Source organism: Spiribacter salinus M19-40 (assembly GCF_000319575.2).
GTDB lineage: Bacteria > Pseudomonadota > Gammaproteobacteria > Nitrococcales > Nitrococcaceae > Spiribacter > Spiribacter salinus.
In genome coordinates this window covers 1,255,681-1,270,337 of the sequence record NC_021291.1, presented here as the reverse complement: position 1 = coordinate 1,270,337, position 14,657 = coordinate 1,255,681, and the positions used below count along the sequence as shown (strand labels likewise).

The 14,657-nt window shown below is 64.6% G+C and carries 13 protein-coding genes; 8 read left to right on the top strand and 5 right to left on the bottom strand.

Annotated features, from left to right (window positions below; genetic code table 11):
* Positions 1 to 54 precede the first annotated feature (54 nt).
* From SPISAL_RS06230 to SPISAL_RS06200, 7 genes are read left to right on the top strand one after another with little or no spacing between them, the layout of a single operon-like run.
* Positions 55 to 1,341, top strand: coding sequence for an MFS transporter (locus tag SPISAL_RS06230; RefSeq protein WP_016353628.1), 1,287 nt, complete (start codon positions 55 to 57; stop codon positions 1,339 to 1,341).
* The gene (gene tsaB / locus SPISAL_RS06225; RefSeq protein WP_016353627.1) at positions 1,338 to 2,033 is read left to right on the top strand and encodes a tRNA (adenosine(37)-N6)-threonylcarbamoyltransferase complex dimerization subunit type 1 TsaB; all 696 of its coding nucleotides are present in this window, start codon (positions 1,338 to 1,340) and stop codon (positions 2,031 to 2,033) included. Before SPISAL_RS06230 ends, tsaB begins: the two co-directional genes overlap by 4 nt.
* A gap of 43 nt (positions 2,034 to 2,076) precedes the next feature.
* Complete coding sequence (locus SPISAL_RS06220; protein WP_016353626.1) at positions 2,077 to 2,586, top strand: Fur family transcriptional regulator; 510 nt, start codon at positions 2,077 to 2,079, stop codon at positions 2,584 to 2,586.
* Positions 2,579 to 3,331 carry a bifunctional 2-polyprenyl-6-hydroxyphenol methylase/3-demethylubiquinol 3-O-methyltransferase UbiG gene (gene ubiG, locus SPISAL_RS06215; RefSeq protein ID WP_041389271.1) on the top strand — a complete coding sequence of 251 codons (753 nt, stop codon included), beginning with the start codon at positions 2,579 to 2,581 and terminating at the stop codon, positions 3,329 to 3,331. Before SPISAL_RS06220 ends, ubiG begins: the two co-directional genes overlap by 8 nt.
* Positions 3,328 to 4,152: a M23 family metallopeptidase gene (locus tag SPISAL_RS06210; protein WP_016353624.1), complete on the top strand. Its 825-nt coding sequence runs from the start codon at positions 3,328 to 3,330 to the stop codon at positions 4,150 to 4,152. Before ubiG ends, SPISAL_RS06210 begins: the two co-directional genes overlap by 4 nt.
* Positions 4,153 to 4,154: 2 nt before the next feature.
* Positions 4,155 to 5,711 (top strand): cryptochrome/photolyase family protein, encoded by a 1,557-nt coding sequence (locus SPISAL_RS06205; protein WP_016353623.1) that lies wholly within the window; start codon positions 4,155 to 4,157, stop codon positions 5,709 to 5,711.
* 19 nt (positions 5,712 to 5,730) lie between these two features.
* Positions 5,731 to 6,567 (top strand): ion transporter, encoded by an 837-nt coding sequence (locus tag SPISAL_RS06200; protein ID WP_016353622.1) that lies wholly within the window; start codon positions 5,731 to 5,733, stop codon positions 6,565 to 6,567.
* Positions 6,568 to 6,630: 63 nt separating this feature from the next.
* Here SPISAL_RS06200 and pdeM read toward each other — a convergent pair whose 3' ends face one another.
* The 4 genes from pdeM to SPISAL_RS06180 are packed head-to-tail and all read right to left on the bottom strand — an operon-like array spanning position 6,631 to position 12,384.
* Positions 6,631 to 7,329 (bottom strand): ligase-associated DNA damage response endonuclease PdeM, encoded by a 699-nt coding sequence (gene pdeM / locus SPISAL_RS06195; protein ID WP_016353621.1) that lies wholly within the window; start codon positions 7,327 to 7,329, stop codon positions 6,631 to 6,633.
* On the bottom strand, positions 7,326 to 9,791 hold the full coding sequence (locus SPISAL_RS06190; RefSeq protein ID WP_016353620.1) for a ligase-associated DNA damage response DEXH box helicase: 2,466 nt from the start codon (positions 9,789 to 9,791) through the stop codon (positions 7,326 to 7,328). The genes pdeM and SPISAL_RS06190 overlap by 4 nt, the downstream gene beginning before the upstream one ends.
* Positions 9,788 to 11,380 carry an ATP-dependent DNA ligase gene (locus SPISAL_RS06185; protein ID WP_016353619.1) on the bottom strand — a complete coding sequence of 531 codons (1,593 nt, stop codon included), beginning with the start codon at positions 11,378 to 11,380 and terminating at the stop codon, positions 9,788 to 9,790. The genes SPISAL_RS06190 and SPISAL_RS06185 overlap by 4 nt, the downstream gene beginning before the upstream one ends.
* Positions 11,377 to 12,384 carry a ligase-associated DNA damage response exonuclease gene (locus SPISAL_RS06180; protein WP_016353618.1) on the bottom strand — a complete coding sequence of 336 codons (1,008 nt, stop codon included), beginning with the start codon at positions 12,382 to 12,384 and terminating at the stop codon, positions 11,377 to 11,379. Before SPISAL_RS06180 ends, SPISAL_RS06185 begins: the two co-directional genes overlap by 4 nt.
* Positions 12,385 to 12,418: 34 nt before the next feature.
* Between SPISAL_RS06180 and SPISAL_RS06175 the strand changes: the two genes are divergently transcribed.
* The gene (locus SPISAL_RS06175) at positions 12,419 to 13,186 is read left to right on the top strand and encodes an SDR family NAD(P)-dependent oxidoreductase (RefSeq protein WP_016353617.1); all 768 of its coding nucleotides are present in this window, start codon (positions 12,419 to 12,421) and stop codon (positions 13,184 to 13,186) included.
* 5 nt (positions 13,187 to 13,191) lie between these two features.
* Here SPISAL_RS06175 and SPISAL_RS06170 read toward each other — a convergent pair whose 3' ends face one another.
* Entirely contained in the window at positions 13,192 to 14,613 is a 1,422-nt protein-coding gene (locus SPISAL_RS06170) for a M20/M25/M40 family metallo-hydrolase (protein WP_016353616.1), read from the bottom strand.
* Positions 14,614 to 14,657: the final 44 nt, after the last annotated feature.

Sequence of the window (14,657 nt, the reverse complement as noted above, 5' to 3'; positions counted from 1 at the left end):
TATCCTCCGGGGTGTTGGCGGAGCGCCCGGTTTCGCCTGCGCGCGGATGTCTCCATGCAACATACTCTCTCGCCATTCATTACGCTGTTTACCTCCATCGGTCTGCTGCTGATCGGTAACGGGCTGCTGGGCACGCTATTGGGTGTGCGCATGTCCGAGGAGGCCTTCGCAACCGAGGTCATCGGTGTGGTCACGGCGTGCTATTCGGTGGGGTTCGTGCTCGCGACGCGTGTCTGCCCCGGCGTCATCGTCCGCTCGGGTCACATTCGCAGTTTTGCCGCGTTTGCGGCCCTGGCGGCGATCAGCACCCTGGCCTATCCGTTGTTGATCAATCCCTGGGCGTGGGCGGGTATGCGTCTGCTCTACGGTTTCAGCCTGGCCGGGCTGTACATGGTGACGGAGAGTTGGCTGAACGACCGCACACCCACAGAGCGGCGTGGCCAGGTGCTGGGTGTCTACAGCATTATTACCTATGTGGGACTGGGCGGTGGGCAGTTCCTGCTGCTGGTGGGCCGGCCTGGGGGCTTTGAGCTGTTCAGTCTGGCGGCCATGTTGATTGCGCTGGCTGTTGTGCCCCTGTCCATTACCCGGATCAGCTCGCCGGAGCTTCCGCTGACAGGGCGCATCCCGCTGCGTGATCTGCTGGCGGCCTCACCGCTTGGCCTGGTGGGCTCAGCCCTGTCGGGAACGATTGCGGCCTCTTTTCTTTACCTTGCCCCGGTTTATGCCCGGGATTCGGGGTTTTCGGACACCGGCATTGCCTTGCTGATGGGGTTGAGCATCCTGGGCGGGTTCCTGTTGCAGTGGCCGATTGGTCACTTGTCTGATCGGTTCAACCGGCGCGATGTCATGATGGGCGTGAGCCTCGCGGTGGCGCTGACCAGTCTGGGCATTGTGTATGCGACCGGCCGCAGCGAGACGGCGGTGGTCATGATGGCGGTTCTGTGGGGTGGTCTCGCCTTTACCCTCTATCCCATCGCGGTCTCGCTTGCGAATGATTTCCTGGATCCAAGCCAGTTTCTGGCGGCCAGTGCCGGTCTTTTGCTGGTGCATGGCCTGGGCATGATTGCTGGGCCACTGATCGCCACGCAGCTCATGGCGCTGATCGGCCCCTCGGGCTTGTTCTGGATGCTGGCCGGTGCCGGACTGGTGTTGGCCGGTTTTGCCTGGCTGCGTCAGCGTGTTGGGCCACCGATCCCCGTTGGCGAGCCTTCGACTTATCGAGTGGTGCCGCGAGAGAGCGTGTACGCGGGTGGGCTGGATCCGCGCTTCGAGGATCTGCAGCTTGAGCTGAGCCTGGATCTGGATGAATCACCCCCTGACCCGGAGACGGAACCGTGAGCAATCCCCCGGTGCTGATTGGCGTTGATGCGAGTACGGGCGCGAGTTCGGTCGCACTGGCGATCGGTGATCAGGTGCTAGCTCGGCAGAAGGCGGGGGTGCGCGCCACCTCTGGTTGGCTGTTGGACTCGGCTTCGGCGCTGCTGGCAGAGGCCGGGCTGGCGCGCAATGCGATTGATGCGGTGGTTGCGGCACGCGGGCCGGGGGGATTTACCGGGGTCCGGATCAGTGTGGGGGTGGCTCAGGGACTGGCGCTTGGTCTCGATCGGCCGACGATCGGTGTGTCTTCCCTTGAGGTGCTCGCCCATACGGCCTGGGTGCAGGCACCGGCGGCCGCAGGGTTCCTTGCGGTGCTGGATGCGCGGATGGGCGAGGTCTATACGGCGGCTTTCGAGCGGGTTGATGCGTCGGGCTCGCAGCCGCAGCTCGCCGTGTATCGGCATGAGGCGCTCATGGATCCGGCTGCGGTACCCGTGTGTGACCCGGGCTGGTGGGTAGCTGGGAGTGGCCTGGTCGCCTACCCGATGCTGCATCGCTGTGGCCCTGCCGGCGCACAGGCGCGTTGTGTGCCTGAGATCCGGGCCATAATGCCGGTCGCGCAGGCTCGCTTTGCCGCCGGCGAGCGCACAGCGGGTGCGGCGCTGCAGCCCGTGTATCTCCGGCATCGAGTCGCTGAGCGCCCCAGCGCCTGATGTGGGGGTTTCGCGTCGGCGGCGCTCAGCATAGGCTGACGCCATGAGTTCCGAGACGATAGACAGCGTCGTCAGTGCATTCCCTGGCAAAGGTCATGACCACGGTCGCTGCATCAGTGACGCGCTGGCCGAGGCCGAGCGTCTGTGCCTGGCGCGGGGCCGTCGGCTGACGGCCTTGCGCCGTCGTGTTCTTGAGCTGGTCTGGGAGAGCCATCAGCCGGTCAAGGCTTACGACCTGCTGGAGCGGCTGCGGGCGGATAGCGGGTCCGCGGCGCCGCCAACGGTCTATCGGGCGCTCGATTTTTTGCTGGCCGAACGGCTGATCCACCGTTTGGCTTCTTTAAACGCCTACGTTGGCTGTGCGCAGCCCGCCCATCAGCACGCTGGGCAGTTTCTGATCTGCCGCGCCTGTCAGGCGGTGGCTGAGCTCGATGATCTGGCGGTCAGCGAGCTGCTGACTGAGCGGGCGTCACAACTTGGCTTTGCGCTCACTGACCAGACCATTGAGCTTGAGGGGCTTTGCCCTCGCTGTCGGCGGCGTCCGGATGAGTGAGAGCGTCGATCCGAGGGAAATGGCCCATTACAACCGGCTGGCGGAGGCGTGGTGGGATCCAACGGGTCCGTTCTGGCCGCTGCACGGCCTGAATGCCTTTCGGGTGGTGTACCTACGAGCGCGTATGCGGGCGCATTTCGGCCTGGCGGATTCTGCCCGCCCGCTGGTTGGGTTGCGTGTGCTGGATATTGGCTGTGGCGGCGGGATTTTGAGCGAGTCGATGGCGGCGCTCGGTGCCACGGTGGTCGGCATCGATCCTGCTGAGCGAAATATTGCGATTGCGCAGGATCACGCGGCCGCTCAAGGGCTGACCATCGATTACCGCTGCGAGACCGTCGAGGCGCATTCGCCGGTGGAGGGGCCTTATGATGCGGTACTCAACATGGAAGTGGTCGAGCACGTGGAGGGTGTTGAGGATTTTCTCACCCACTGCGCCGGATTCGTCCGGGCGGGTGGCCTGATGTTCGTTGCCACCATCAATCGGACACCGCTCGCTGGGCTCACGGCCGTGTTCGCCGCGGAGGTCATTCTGCGCTGGCTGCCGCGCGGCACGCATCAGTACCGCAAGTTGCGCCGTCCGGCCGAGGTGCAGCGCCCGCTGGAGGCGGCCGGACTGCGGCCTGTGCACTGGACGGGGGTAGCGGTTAATCCTGTCACCCGGCGCTTTCGTTTCACCCGAAGCCTGGCGGTTAATTACATGCTGACGGCCGAGCGGCCAGAAACTGAACGGGAGTGGGGGTCATGACCAGGGGGTTCAGCTCGGTTCTTTTGCTCGTCGGATGGCTCTGTACGGCTGGGGCCGCCGCTCTGGAAATCAGCGGTCCGCGTCAGCAGGGTGGGCTATTGGAAGGGCGCGTGGCGCCCGGGACCCGTATCGAGGCCCTTGGGCAACCGGTGCCGGTGGATAACCAGGGACGTTTCCTGCTCGGACTGGATCGGGATGCCCCAGCTGACGTTGTGCTGACTGTGACATCGCCAGAGGGTGAGCGTGAGCGACATCGCCTGGACATTGCTCAGCGTGACTACGACATTCAACGGATTGATGGACTGCCGAATGAGCAGGTCAATCCCGACACCGAAACCCTGGCTCGTATTCGGCGTGAAGCCGCTCTGGTGCGGGAGGCAAGAGCCCGGCAGCGGCCTGAGCGGTTAATGGAGGGGACGTGGCGTTGGCCGGTGACAGGGCCTATTTCCGGTATCTATGGCAGTCAGCGCATCCTCAATGGTGAACCGCGACAGCCGCATTACGGAATCGACATCGCGCGGGCGACGGGTACGCCGGTGCGTGCACCTGCCAGCGGTATTGTCACCCTGGCCGAGCCGGATCTGTTTTTCTCTGGCGGGACGCTCATCGTCGATCATGGTCAGGGGCTCTCCTCTACGTTCCTGCATCTCGCCGAGATGGCCGTTGCGCCGGGCGACGTGGTGCGTCAGGGCGAGGTGATCGCTGAGGTTGGCGCCACCGGACGGGTCACCGGCGCGCACCTGGACTGGCGCATGAACTGGCTAGATCAGCGCATTGACCCCTCACTCCTTGTTCCACCGATGCCGGAGGCCACGCCCTGACGATGTCTGTTAATCGCCTGGTCGTTGTGCTGAATGATCAGCTCGACCGAGATAGCCCGCTTCTTGCAGACCTGGATGCCAGCCGGGATCTCGTCTGGATGGTGGAGGCGCCTGCCGAAACACGCCGGCCTGGCGCTCATCAGCAGCGCCTCGTTTTGCTGTTGTCGGCCATGCGGCATCTGCGCGATGAGCTGCAAGCCGGTGGCATGAGGGTGCATTACCGCGCCCTGGATGACGCCCCGGCAGACGCGCCGGCCCAGCCGGTCGCGTCCTATCTCGCGGCGGACATCGCGGAACTGGCACCCAATACGGTCGTGCTGATGGAGGCAGGTGACTGGGCGGTAGAGCAATCGCTGCTGGAGACGGTACGCGAGGCGGGCTGCGAACTTGAGTGGCATGAGGATACGCATTTCCTGGCCACTCGAGGGGCCTTCCAGCGTTGGGCTGAAGGCCGCAAGTCGCTGACAATGGAATATTTCTATCGCGGCATGCGCAAGCGCGACCATATCCTGGTAGCCGATGGCAAGCCCGTCGGTGGGGCCTGGAATTTCGACCAGGACAATCGGGCGGCTTTCGGCGCAGCGGGGCCGGGCGCCCTCCCTGCCCATCCCACTTTCCCGCCGGATCGGATAACCGAGCGGGTCATCGAGGCAATCGTCGACGGTCATGGCGATCACCCGGGGGATGCCCGCCAGTTCAATCAACCGGTCACCCCGGCACAGGCGCGACTGGCGCTGGATGATTTTATTGCTTACCGGCTGCCGTCATTCGGCACGTTTCAGGATGCGATCTGGCTCGGAGATCCCCTGCTTTATCATGCGCGACTGTCCGCGGCGCTCAATCTGCATTTGCTTGACCCCCGCGACTGCATCAATGCAGCGGTGACGGCCTGGGAGCGTGGTGACGCCCCGCTGAATGCCGTCGAAGGGTTCGTGCGCCAGATCCTGGGCTGGCGAGAGTTCATTCGGGGGGTCTACTGGTTGCGCATGCCGGAATACGCGCAGATGAATGCGCTTGGCCATGACGCCGCCTTGCCCGACTTTTACTGGGACGGACAGACCGATATGGCCTGCATGGCCGATGCCATGGCGGGGCTGTTGCGCCACGGTTACGCGCACCATATCCAGCGTCTGATGGTGTTGGGGTTGTTTGCGCAGCTCTATGGCGCGCACCCCTATGCGTTTCACGAGTGGCACATGGCCATGTATCTCGATGCCGCCGATTGGGTGAGTCTGCCCAATGCCCTGGGCATGAGTCAGTTTGGCGACGGCGGCGTGGTCGGGACAAAACCCTACTGCGCGAGCGGTGCGTATATCGACCGAATGAGTAACGCTTGCTCGAGCTGTCGCTATAATCCGCGTCAGGCAACGGGAGAGCATGCGTGTCCATTTACCACGTTGTACTGGGATTTTCTGGACCGTCACGAGGCGCAACTCAGCGGCAACCGGCGGTTGCAGTTCCAGTTCAAAAACCTGCAGCGCAAGTCCGACGCAGACCGCGCGGCGATTCGCGAGCAGGCAGCGGCGCTGCGCTCACGTATGACGCCGACGCACGCCTGATGATGCCGCTGGTGTGCGAATGAGCCGGATTGCCAACTGGCGGGCCGCGGCGGGTGTGTGGATTGACGCGCCCGGTCCGCGTAACGCCATTGTCGGGTTGATCGTGCTAAACGCCCTGCTGTTGGGACTGGCGACCTCCGAGCGGGCGATGGCGGTTGCGGGCCCATGGATTCTGGGTATTGAGGGCGCGGTTGTCGCTGTCTTTGCCGCCGAGATTGCCCTCAAGCTGTTTGCGCATGGTGGGCGATTCTTCCGTGGCGGCTGGAATGTCTTTGATTTCGTGATCGTCGCGATTTCGCTGGTGCCGGCCTCCGGGCCGTTCAGCATTCTTCGGGCGCTGCGCATCCTGCGCGTTCTGCGGCTGTTGTCGACGGTGCGGCGTTTGCGAGTGCTGATTGATGCGCTGGTTGCGGCGATTCCCAGTATTGGCTGGATCGTCTTTTTGCTGGCGCTGGTGTTCTATATTTTCGGAGTGATGGGGACCGAGCTCTTCGGCGAGCGCTTCCCGGCGTGGTTCGGCACGTTGGGTGCCTCGATGTTCACCCTTTTTCAGGTCATGACATTAGAGAGCTGGTCAATGGGCATCGCTCGCCCGGTAATGGAGGCCTACGCCTTCGCCTGGGTCTATTTCGTGACCTTCATCCTGGTTACGGCGTTTACCATCCTGAACCTTTTTATCGGTCTGATTGTCAATACGATGCAGTCAGCGCATTGGGAGACCGAAGACGCGCGACGGGCGGAGATGGAGGCGCAGGCCCATCAGGAGCGCGAAGAAATTCTTACGCTGCTCCGATCGACCGACGAACGCCTCTCGCGTCTTGAGCAAGGTCAACTTGTGCGCGAAAAGAACAGGTGATAGGCGTTCGCAGACTTGGTTCGGAAGCGAAAATTATTGCTATACTGCGACGCAACACAGGATTTACTGTCTCTCCTCCTCTTGGCCGACCTCTGCGTCGGCTTTTTTTTGTCTATCCAAGTCAATGACCTGGTCACCTGCGCACGCATAGCGTCGGCGATCGGGTGCCCGATCAATGGGGAGACCGCCGGTTAATCCACCGAATGCAGGCAGTACCAGGCCGGCATGCCCTGCCTGGATGAACGCGGGTAAGCGGAGTCGATCGCCGCCGCCATGTAAATAAACAACCGGATGCCAATGGCCAGCCAGCCAGGGGGTGTCCACGGCGTGGTCTGGTGGGTGGTGACGCAAGGAGAGCCCCCCCTCGGTCTCGCCCTCGATCTGCCATTCGAAGAGCTCGGCCAGTGGCGCGAGCTCGCGATCGTGATTGCCGATGATGGCCGTCATCACGCAACGGGCGTGACGCTGGCGCCAGGACTGAAGGTTTGCAATCAACGCCGGATCGTCCCCAGGCCGCGCGTGCACGCTGTCGCCGAGCAAAATGAGCCGTTTAACCGCGTGGCGATGGATAAGGGCGCTCAGTCGCGCCAGCGATTGCTCAGTATCCCCTTCCGGCACAGCGACGCCGGCACGTCGAAAGACGCCCGCTTTGCCCAGGTGCAGGTCAGCGACCAGCAAGGTCTGGCGCGCGGGCCAGAAAACGGCGCCTTCCGGCAGCAATGCCAGCGTCTGATCGCCCAATGTCAGTGACAAGGGCGTCATGACCGATCAGCCGCCCGTTCAAGCTGCTCCACCATGCGGGTGACCCGGTCCTGCCAGGTTTGCGTGGTCAGCCGGCTACGCTGGCGCTCGGCCCATAGCGGGAAGGCGAGGGGAGTGAACCGCTCGGGCTCTTTCAGTTGGATCGCCGCGTTGGCCAGTGTCTCCAGCGTTTCCTGAATGCGCCGAATCTCCAGGGCGTTCTCGAGTACTTCCCGACGCGCCTGGTCCAGCAATCGGTTGTCCGGGTCGTAGCGGCTGATGGTGTCAAAAAGCAGACCGCTGGAGGCCTGCAGCTGACGCGCGGTTTTCCCCCGGCCCGGGTAGCCCTGAAAGATCAGTCCTGCCACGCGGGCGATGTCGCGAAACTGGCGCCGAGCGAGTTCGCTGGCGTTCATGCTGGCAAACAGATCCTCGATCAGGTTTTCGGTGGCCAAGACGCGGCGCAGGTCCGAGGTGTCGAGCGGCGGAATCTCGCGGGATAGTAGCTCGAAGCCATAGTCATTGACCGCGATACTGAATGTCGCGGGGCTGATCTGTCCCAGGCGCCAGGCCGCCAGGGTGGCGAGACCCTCGTGGGCGAGTCGCCCGGCGAACGGAAAGATGAACAGGTGCTCACCCTCGCGGGAGCGAGTGCGCTCAACCAGTAGCTCACCTTGGCGAGGCAGTGCGGACCAGCTCGCCTGGGTCGCCAGCAGGGGCCGGATGGCGGCGAGCTCCGGTTCGGAAAAATCGCCATCGCGCGCCTCGGCCAAGAGCTCGAGAACGCGGCTGGCCAAGGCGCTGGATAGCGGTAACCGACCGCCTTGCCAACGCGGGACAGCCTGGCGCCGTCGGGTTGCCCGTCGGACGTAGGCGGTGAGATCGCGGACTCGGATCAGCTCCAGGCTCTTGCCACCGAACAAAAAGACATCCCCCGCGCGCAGCCGGGCAATAAAGCTCTCTTCGATGGTGCCGATGTAGCCGCCGCCCTGATACCGAACGGCGATGGCGGCATCGCTGGTAATGGTGCCAATGTGCATGCGATGTCGGCTGGCCTGGCGGCGATCCGCGATGCGGTAGCGTCCGTCCTGCCCGCACACCACCCGGTGGAAATCCGGGTAGGCCTCGAGCACGGGGCCGCCTTGCGTGACAAAGGCGAGCGTCCAGTTCCAGGCCGCATCGCTGAGCTCGGCGAACGCATGGGTCCTGCGAACTTCCTCACGCAGGAGATCGGCATCGAATCCGCCACCGGCGGCCAGCGTGACCAGGTGCTGAGCCAGCACATCCAGGCTCTGTCGCAGCGGCCGACGGGCCTCGACTTCGCCGGCTTGCCATGCGCGTCGTGCGGCCGCGATCTCGATCAACTCAAGGGCATGGGTTGGAACGCACAGAATGCCACTCTGGCCATCGGGTTGGTGACCACATCGCCCCGCCCGCTGGGCAAGTCGACCGATGCCCTTCGGGCTGCCAATTTGGACCACCCGGTCGACGGGGGCGAAATCCACCCCCAGGTCCAGACTGGAGGTGGCGACGACACAACGGAAATCACCCGCTCGCAGGCCATCTTCGATCCGCTCCCGCAGGCTACGGTCAATGGAGCCATGGTGTAGTCCCAGGCCTTCAAGCCAGTCGGATCGGGCGCGCAGCAGTGATTCAAACCAAAGCTCGGCTTGCGCTCGGGTATTGGTAAACAGCAAGCAACTTCCTGGTCCCTCAAGATGCGCGATGACACCCGACAGCAGGTGCGTGCCGAGATGACCGGCCCAGGGAAATCGGTCAGTGGCCGCCGGGAGGAGCGATTCGATGCGCAATGGCTTGGGTGCCGCCCCCTCGATCAGTGTCCCCCCGTGGATTGGTTCAGGCCCGAGCAGTGTGCCCATGGCCTCATCGAGATTGCCCAGTGTGGCGGACAGCCCCCAGGTACGAAGCGCCGGGTTGATCGCGCGAAGTCGGGCCAGACAGAGCTCCAGCTGCACCCCACGCTTGCTGCCGAGCAGCTCGTGCCATTCATCGACGATGACTGCCTGCAAGCCTTGAAACCGGGTGTCCGCATCGGCGTAGGACAACAGCAGGGAGAGACTCTCCGGGGTGGTGACTAAGGCCTGTGGGGGGCGTTGTCGCTGCCGTCGTCGGGCACTCGCGCCGGTATCCCCGGTGCGTTTCTCGACCTGCCAGTCAAGCCCTACCCCCGCCGCGGCTTGCTGCAGGCTCTCCAGGGTGTCGCCTGCGAGGGCGCGCAGCGGCGTAATCCAGAGCACTTTCAGGCCGGTAGCGGGGCGCCCACCTGCGGCTGCCTGATCGGCAAGTCCCGCCATGAGGGGGCCGCCCCAGGCCGCAAGCGATTTGCCAGAACCGGTGGCAGAGTGGATCAGGCCGCTTTGGCCTTCGGCATAGGCCTGCCAGGTTGCGATCTGAAAGGGGGCCGGCGTCCAGCCGGATGCCGTAAACCAGGCGTCAAGCGCGTGTCGAGGTGTGGTGCTCATGGCAGCAGGGCCCGAGCCTGCGTGAGCGTGTCCGCATCCTCGGGGCCGATGTCCTCACGCCAGCGGGCGATGCGTGGGAAGCGCAGGGCAACGCCGGATTTGTGGCGGTTGGAGGGCGCGATGCCTTCAAAGGCCAGTTCGAATACTTGAATGGGCTCGACCGCACGCACCGGTCCGAAACGCTCCCGGGTGTGGTGACGAATCCAGCGATCCAGCCGGCGAATGGTCGGGTCATCCAGGCCGGAATACGCTTTGGCGATCGGGACTAGGCGGTCACCATCGGGCAGCGCGAAGCTGTAATCCGTGTACAGGTTGGCACGGCGTCCATGCCCCGGTTGGGCATAGACCAGAATCGCATCGAGGGTGAGGGGGTTCAGCTTCCACTTCCACCATGGCCCGCGCGGCCGGCCGGTACCGTAGGCGGCGTCGCGGCGTTTGAGCATCAGACCCTCGACACCGCGTGATCGCGACTCATCCCGTCGCGCGGACAGAGACGGCCAGTCAGACACATTGACCTGGGGCGAGAGGGCAAGCGGTGGCTCGGGATCGGTGAGCAATCTCTCGAGTGCGGCACGTCGGGCGTCGAGCGGTCGTTCGCGGATATCCTCGCCCTCAGCCTCGAGCAGGTCATAGGCAAGCAGGCGCACCGGTACTTCATTCATGAAGCGCTGGGTGACGCGCTTGCGGCCAAGGCGCCGCTGGAGCTGGGCGAAGGGCATGACGCCGTCTTCATTCCAGGCCAGAATCTCTCCATCAAGCACCGTATCTGGCGGTAGCCAGGCGGCGCCGGCGGTGAGCTCCGGGAATGTCTCGGTGATCAGGGCCTCACCGCGCGACCACAAATGAATCCCATCTGCCCGCCGCACCAGCTGGGCCCGGATACCATCCCATTTCCATTCGATCTGCCAATCACCGATTTCGCCGAGGCTGTCCGCAGGGTCACCCTCGAGGGGGTGGGCCAGGAAAAAGGGGTAGGGGCGCGTCGCGTCCTCGTGGCTTGAGCGCGCCTCGAACAGGCCCTGGAAAAACGCCGCCGTCGGCGTCCACTGACCCATCAACCGGTGGGCGATCACGGGACGGGGCTGATCTGTCGCGCGGGCGAGGGCCCGCTCCACCAGGGTTTGGGAAACACCGACCCGGAGTGCGCCGGTGAGTAGCTTGCTGTAGAGGAATCGCCCGTCCTCGTCCAGTCGGGCCCAGGCATGCGTCACCCGCTGGCGGCGGGTCTCGTCATCCTGCGTCCGCAGTACCAGAATCTCCTCCTCGACCCAGTCCGCGAGCGTGCGGGTATCCGGCTCGGCACGGTGGATGGGGTCAGTCAGGAGCAGGGCGATGGTTTCAGCCAGATCGCCGACATGTTGGTGGGTTTCCTCGACGAGCCAGTCTGGCAGTTCACTGGCTTCGGCCAGCCATTGGCGGAGTTGGACCGGGCCGATCAGGCGTTTGATGCGGCGTCCACTCAGGAAATACACCGCCCAGGCGCCTTCCGCCGGATCCACGATGCGGAAATACGCGGCCATGGCCGCGACCTTGGCGTTGGTCCCGCGCTCCTGGTCGAGACGGCTGAAGAGCTCGGCAAAGCCTTTCATGCCTCTTCCTCGGGATCATCGCCATACAGGGTGGCCAGAGGCCGGGCCTGCAGTCCCCGCTCGGTCAGATAACGCACCAGTTCATCCGCGCGTCCGTGGGTGGTGAGGACCTGGCGGGCTCCGGTGTCTTCAATCGTCTGCAAAAGACCGGGCCAGTCCACATGGTCGGAGATAACAAAGCCACGATCATGGCCACGCCGGCGCCGATTGCCCCGAATCCGCATCCAGCCCGAGGCGAACCCGGTCAGCGGCCGGCGAAAGCGGCGCATCCAGGTTGAGCCAGCGGCGCTGGGAGGCGCAATGACGAGGCTGGTGCCATAGTCCTCATCGCTGGGTGCCTCACTCACCCGGCGGGTCGGTGGCAGCGTGACGCCGGCGGCGCGGTAGTCGTCGGTGAGCGGGGCGACCGCGCCGTGTAAATAGATCGGGCCCGGACCGGGCGTTGGCAGTTCTGCCAGCAAACGCTGCGCCTTGCCAAGCGCATAGCAGAAGAGCATCGTCGTGCAGCCAGCGGCGGCATTATCCTGCCACCAGGCATGAATGTCGCGGGCCACGTGCGCCACCGGCGGCCAGCGATAGACCGGCAGCGCGAACGTGGCCTCGGTAATGAAGGTGTCACAGGCGACAGGCTCGAACGCTGCACAGGTGGGGTCGGCATCGCGCTTGTAGTCGCCGGAGGCCACCCAAACTTCGTTGCCGTGCGCCACGCGAACCTGGGCTGAGCCAAGCACATGGCCGGCCGGATGCAGACTGACCTTCACCGGGCCAAATGATCGGGTCTCGCCGTAGTCCAGGCCAGTGATTTCGGCGCGTTGGCCCAGTCGCCGCCTGAGCAGGCCAAGGCTGTCACGGCTGGCCCAGTAGTGGTTGCTGCCACTGCGCGCATGATCGGCATGCGCATGGGTGATGACCGCGCGCTCCACTGGGCGCCACGGGTCGATATGGAAATCGCCGGCAGCGCAGTAAAGGCCCCGGTCAGTGGGTTGGATCAGCGGTGGGGTCATGGCGAAATTGTAACGCGAGCAGAGGGTGGGAAGGATGCAGAGCCTTAACGAGCAATCTCATGCGCTGGTGGTTGGTGCCAGCGGTGCCCTTGGCGCGGCGTTCGTGGAGCGGCTGCTGACGGATACGCCAATCGCCACGGTCTGGGCCGCTGCTCGCGATCCGAACGCAGTGGCCATTCAGGGCTTGATGGCGCAACATGGGTCGCGCGTTCGGCCAGTGGCTGTGGAGCTGACCGACGCGCGCGCCATCGCCGCCATGGCGGAGCAGGTTGGCCAGGAAACGCCTCAGCTGCATCTGCTGATTAATGCCTTTGGCCTGCTCCACGATGACAAGCACGGTATTTGGCCTGAGAAAAAGCTTGAGGATCTCTCTGTCGAGGGGCTGGAAGCCAATTTTCGAGTGAATGCCATGGCGCCAGCCCTCATCGCCCAGGCCTGCCTGCCGCTGCTGAATCATCGTGAGCGCGCAGTGTTTGCCAGCCTGTCCGCGCGTGTCGGGAGCATTTCGGACAACCGACTCGGTGGCTGGTACGCCTATCGCGCCAGTAAGGCAGCGCAGAACATGTTCACCCGGGGTCTTGCGATCGAGTGCAGCCGCCGCGCACGGCGGGTCATCTGCCTGGCGTTGCACCCGGGTACGACGGACTCTGGGCTCTCAGAGCCATTTCAGAAACGCGTGCCCGAGGGCAAGCTCTTTACCCCCGATTTTGCCGCCCGTCAGCTGCTCACCCGCATCGATGAGGCCACTATCGAAGATTCGGGCTGTTTCCTGGCCTGGGATGGCGCGCCGATCCCCTGGTAGCCGCCCTAGGTTTTGGTGGCCTGGGCGGCCAGGGCCTCCGCTACAACGCCGGTTAGTCGCCGGGCCATGGGCAAATGCAGGAACTCGTTGGGTCCATGGGCGTTTGAGCCGGGCCCGAGTACGCCGGTGACCAGGAAACGGGCCTCAGGAAACCGCGCGCCGAGCAGGTTCATGAGCGGGATGCTGCCGCCTTCGCCCATGAACACGGCCGATTGGCCGAACCAGGCCTGAGCGCTTGTCTCGAGGCTGTCGCCAAGCCAGCCGGCAAACGGGGGGGCGTTCCAGCCATTCGCCGAACCGCCAGCACGAAAGCTCACCGAGGCCTGCTGCGGCGGCTCACGCGTGAGCGCATCGGCCATGGCTTGAGTCGCGGTCTGGCCGTCCACCGTCGGCGGTAGGCGTAGTGACAGGCGCAGGGTGGTCTGTGGACGCAGGACATTGCCGGCTTCGGCGCTGGGGGGCAGATCGTCGGCGCCGATGACCTCCAGGGCGGGGCGCCAGGTGCGGTTGAGCACCAGCTCGCTTGGAGCGGAGGCGTTCGCCTGGGTCTCGCCTGCCCAGGGGTACTTGGCCGCCAGGGCATCACCGATGACCTCGGCGGCGCGGTGTGCCTGCTCACGACGCTCCTCGGGGATGTCTGCTGCCAACGCGGGCAGCTGGATCGTGCCGGTTGCCCCGTCCTCGATGCGCGCCAGTAGCTGGCGGGCGATCCGGAAGCTGGAGGGCACAACACCGCCTGCATCGCCGGAATGCACGCCTTGCTCGAGGACTTTCACGGTCAGATCACCGGCGGCCATGCCCCGCAGTGAGGTTGTCACCCAGAGGCGGTCATAGTCGGCACAGCCGGAATCCAGACAGACGACGAGGCCGGGGTTGCCGAGCCGTCCGGCGAGGTGATCGAGATAGGCGGGCAGATCCGGGCTACCGCTCTCCTCGGCGGTTTCAATCAGCAGCATGCAGCGCGGATGCGCGACGCCCTGATCATGGAGTAGACGGACCGCCTGCAAGGAAGCGAACAGGGCATAGCCGTCATCTGCAGCGCCCCGTCCATAGAGCCGGTCGCCCTCGATGACGGGCGTCCACGGGCCCTTGTCTGCGTCCCAGCCGGTAGCCTCTGGTTGTTTATCGAGATGGCCGTACAGCAGTGTCTCGCCGGGGCCTGTGCCCGGGATATCGATCCAGAGCACGGGCGTTCGCCCAGGCAGGCGAATCACCTCGATCGCGCTGCCTGGGGGCGCGGTCTGGCGACACCAATCTTCAGCGAGGGCGACGGCGGCGTCGAGTTGGCCATTGCGGGCCCAGTCCGGATCGAAGGCCGGTGATTTCGCCGGGATACGGATAAAGGCCTCGAGCGCCGGCAGGATGTCGTCTTGCCAGGCGGCGTCGACCGCGGCTTGGGCTTCGGTGAGGTTGAGCGTTTGCGTCATGACGGCTCCACGGCTGGTCTCGCTTGGCCATCCAGTGTGACGCG

What these genes read in the sequence shown, in the direction of transcription:
- SPISAL_RS06230 (WP_016353628.1), top strand. Translation starts at nt 55, where the DNA reads ATGCAACATACTCTCTCGCCATTCATTACGCTGTTTACCTCCATCGGT.
- SPISAL_RS06220 (WP_016353626.1), top strand. Translation starts at nt 2,077, where the DNA reads ATGAGTTCCGAGACGATAGACAGCGTCGTCAGTGCATTCCCTGGCAAA.
- ubiG (WP_041389271.1), top strand. Translation starts at nt 2,579, where the DNA reads ATGAGTGAGAGCGTCGATCCGAGGGAAATGGCCCATTACAACCGGCTG.
- SPISAL_RS06210 (WP_016353624.1), top strand. Translation starts at nt 3,328, where the DNA reads ATGACCAGGGGGTTCAGCTCGGTTCTTTTGCTCGTCGGATGGCTCTGT.
- SPISAL_RS06205 (WP_016353623.1), top strand. Translation starts at nt 4,155, where the DNA reads ATGTCTGTTAATCGCCTGGTCGTTGTGCTGAATGATCAGCTCGACCGA.
- SPISAL_RS06200 (WP_016353622.1), top strand. Translation starts at nt 5,731, where the DNA reads ATGAGCCGGATTGCCAACTGGCGGGCCGCGGCGGGTGTGTGGATTGAC.
- pdeM (WP_016353621.1), bottom strand. Translation starts at nt 7,329, where the DNA reads ATGACGCCCTTGTCACTGACATTGGGCGATCAGACGCTGGCATTGCTG.
- SPISAL_RS06190 (WP_016353620.1), bottom strand. Translation starts at nt 9,791, where the DNA reads ATGAGCACCACACCTCGACACGCGCTTGACGCCTGGTTTACGGCATCC.
- SPISAL_RS06185 (WP_016353619.1), bottom strand. Translation starts at nt 11,380, where the DNA reads ATGAAAGGCTTTGCCGAGCTCTTCAGCCGTCTCGACCAGGAGCGCGGG.
- SPISAL_RS06180 (WP_016353618.1), bottom strand. Translation starts at nt 12,384, where the DNA reads ATGACCCCACCGCTGATCCAACCCACTGACCGGGGCCTTTACTGCGCT.
- SPISAL_RS06175 (WP_016353617.1), top strand. Translation starts at nt 12,419, where the DNA reads ATGCAGAGCCTTAACGAGCAATCTCATGCGCTGGTGGTTGGTGCCAGC.
- SPISAL_RS06170 (WP_016353616.1), bottom strand. Translation starts at nt 14,613, where the DNA reads ATGACGCAAACGCTCAACCTCACCGAAGCCCAAGCCGCGGTCGACGCC.